The sequence below is a fragment of the Cohnella sp. WQ 127256 genome, assembly GCF_024519285.1.
Lineage (GTDB): Bacteria > Bacillota > Bacilli > Paenibacillales > Paenibacillaceae > Cohnella.
This window is the reverse complement of the sequence record NZ_JAMZCY010000023.1, coordinates 1-2,915: the sequence shown is the minus strand read 5'-3', so window position 1 is coordinate 2,915 and position 2,915 is coordinate 1. Positions and strand designations below refer to the sequence as shown.

Annotated in this window: 2 protein-coding genes; both read left to right on the top strand. The window is 49.1% G+C overall.

All coding sequences use genetic code 11. The features are described 5' to 3' along the window. The coding region (locus M1K58_RS29345; RefSeq protein WP_256762493.1) for an AAA family ATPase at positions 1 to 913 on the top strand (913 nt) is incomplete at its 5' end. Positions 914 to 1,863: 950 nt separating this feature from the next. Then, positions 1,864 to 2,915, top strand: a 1,052-nt coding sequence (locus tag M1K58_RS29335; protein WP_256762489.1) for an InlB B-repeat-containing protein, incomplete at its 3' end; no start/stop codon positions are given.

The window sequence follows — 2,915 nt, the reverse complement described above, 5'->3', positions numbered from 1 at the left end:
AAGTGCAGAAGGTGATTGGGCATACGCGCATGTTGTAGAGCTCCCTCAGCCTATATCGATGTACCGATCTGATTTAGAGGATCCACTTCAAGCGATTGTCATGAAGCTATTAGCGAAGTCGCCAGCTACTCGTTATCAAACCGCTTATGGCTTATTGGCTGACTTGAAGCTTTGCACCAGTAATCTGGAGAAGCACGGTATGCTGCTGCCTATTGAAATCGGGCAGATCGATCAACGTAGCCAGTTCCAACAACCGTCGAATCCCATTGGTCGTGAAAATGTGCTGCATGAAATAGAAACCGCTTACGCACAAGCAGCACAAGGATCTACCGTATGGGTGAATGTAAGTGGAGAGGAAGGCGCAGGGAAAAGCTTCCTCATGACACATTTTGTTAGGACCTTGATTAGTCGCGGCGTGCAAGTGATGACAGTAGTATGCAGAGATGGTGAGCAGACTCCTCTCTACGCACCTATTCTACAAGTGATTGGGCAAGGATTTGAGCAGCTCTGGTGTGAGAATGCTGAGACGATAGCAACCGTAACAAGTTATCTAGAGCGAGAGCTTGGACGGAATGTGGCTCATATCCATTCGTTATTGCCAGAGACAGCAGTTTTATTAGGCTTGGCCTCGAATGGGACGACCCCATCTCCGCTGAATGAATCGCAGACCAAGGAAGCTCTGTTAATTGTTCTCCGAAGTTTCATGAACTACTGTAAACCGTTAGTGCTGTGGATAGATGATCTGGATCGGGCGGATCCCGGCACACTGGATGTCATTAACAGCTTGCTTCAGCAGCAATTCAAATCTGGGATATTGCTGATTGAAACACAGGGTATGGAGATCGAGTTGAGCAATCGTACCTCCACAGATGATTCAAGCGATGCCGAAGCATCAACATGGTGTACGAAGTAGATTAAGCTAGAGCCATTCGTTTATGATGATGTGCGACAATGGATGATCGCGACTGTTCATGAGGATTCGACTAGGGTACGAGTGCTTGCCAGATGGGTATATGATCTGACTACAGGTAATCCTAGCGCTATCCAAAAGCTGCTTCAGCAATGGATAGCCCAGAAGAAGCTCGTATTTGACGAGCTTCAGCAGCGCTGGACATGGGATCAAGTGTTGAATGAGATGCAGGATGAACGGATCAGTCAGACGATGGATTTATACGAAGAAGGACTTCATCGACTGGATGAGCAAACACAGCATCTGCTGACTGTTGCCTCATTATGCGGGATGCGATTCCATTCCATTATCGTTAGTAAGGCATGCGGGATAACGCACTCTGAAGTGCTTGTGTTGCTGGAGTCGGCTGAGAGAGAAGGAATTATCTATCGAGACGATGAGGAAGTTATTGGCGATGAACAGGGTAGAGACTATTTATTCATGCATACACAACTGCAAAGTGTGCTGTATAAGCAGCTAGTGGGAAGTTATGAACAGTGGCATTATAAGCTCGGATCGATCTATATGAACCGTGGAGCGAGTACTCTACCGAAGGATGTCGAGCAAGTCACTTATCATTGGAATCGTTGTCTGGATCAGATCACGACGGAAGAGCAACGGATATTAGCGAAATATAATACGCAGATGTGTGTGCTGAAGAATAAACAACGGAAGTTTTTGAAGGCGAAAATTTATGGAGAAACGGCTATTCATCTTATGGAACGACTAGGGGAGCCAATTTCCAGTCGCTATCACTGCTATTCGGAGCGTCGGCAGCCCTTTTATATATGCCTGCCGGGGTCGCATTGGATCCTGCGGGCAATCTGTATATTTCGGATAGTTCTAATAATAAAATCCGTAAAGTGGATGCAGTTACAGGAAACATCAGCACGTTTGTCGGGACAGGGTCCAGCGTGTTTTCCGGGGATAACGTTCCAGCTTTGTGGGCCAAAATCGGAAATCCTCAAGGAATAGCGATCCATCCGGACGGAACCCTGTATATTGCCGATTCCAGCAATGGTAGAATCCGAGCCGTCAAACAGGGCTTTACGATTAGCTATGATGCCAACGGCGGCTCGGGAAGCGTACCGGCCTCCAAGGTCTATTCTCTGAACGAGAACGTCACGGTTTCGGGCAATACGGGAAGCTTAACGAAGACCGGGTATACGTTCAAAGGATGGAATACGCTGGCCACCGGTCTGGGGACCGATTATCCGGTTGATTCGACTTTCGCGGCTACAGGCGATCTGAAGCTCTTCGCCAAATGGGAGAAGAACCAGTATACATTATCCTACACGGTAGACGCGTATGGAAACATCGGCGGGCAGCGTTCGATGACGCAGAGCGTATACCATGGAGAAAATGGTACAGCCGTGACGGTGACTGTGGACACGGATTATCGGTTCGTGAAGTGGAGCGATGAGATTACGACCGCAACTCGTACCGATTTGAACGTCACGGGGCCGATCGATGTGACGGCGATCATCGAGCGGGACGTCTACACCGTTCACTATGAGACTAATGGCGGATTACCTGTACCGCCTGACCAAACCGTAGTCAAAAACGCTTTCGCCTCTGTGCCGTACCAGCCGCTAAAAACGGGTTATACCTTCGGTGGCTGGTACAGAGATCAGGCGCTAACTACGCCGTTTATTTTCCCAGGCATGCAAATCACGCAAAATATCACGTTGTATGCCAAGTGGAATCCTAAAACCTACACGTTGACCTACACGGCGGGAGCGAATGGGACAATCACGGGCGTGTCGCCGCAGACAGTTACTCATGGCAGCAACGGCACTTCGGTTACGGCGGTTGCGGACACGGGCTATCGGTTCGTGAAGTGGAGCGATAACAATGCGAATGCGACGCGTACTGATTTGAACGTCACGGGGCCGATCAACGTGACGGCGAACTTCGAGCGGGACGTCTACACCGTTCACTATGAGACTAATGGCGGATTACCTGT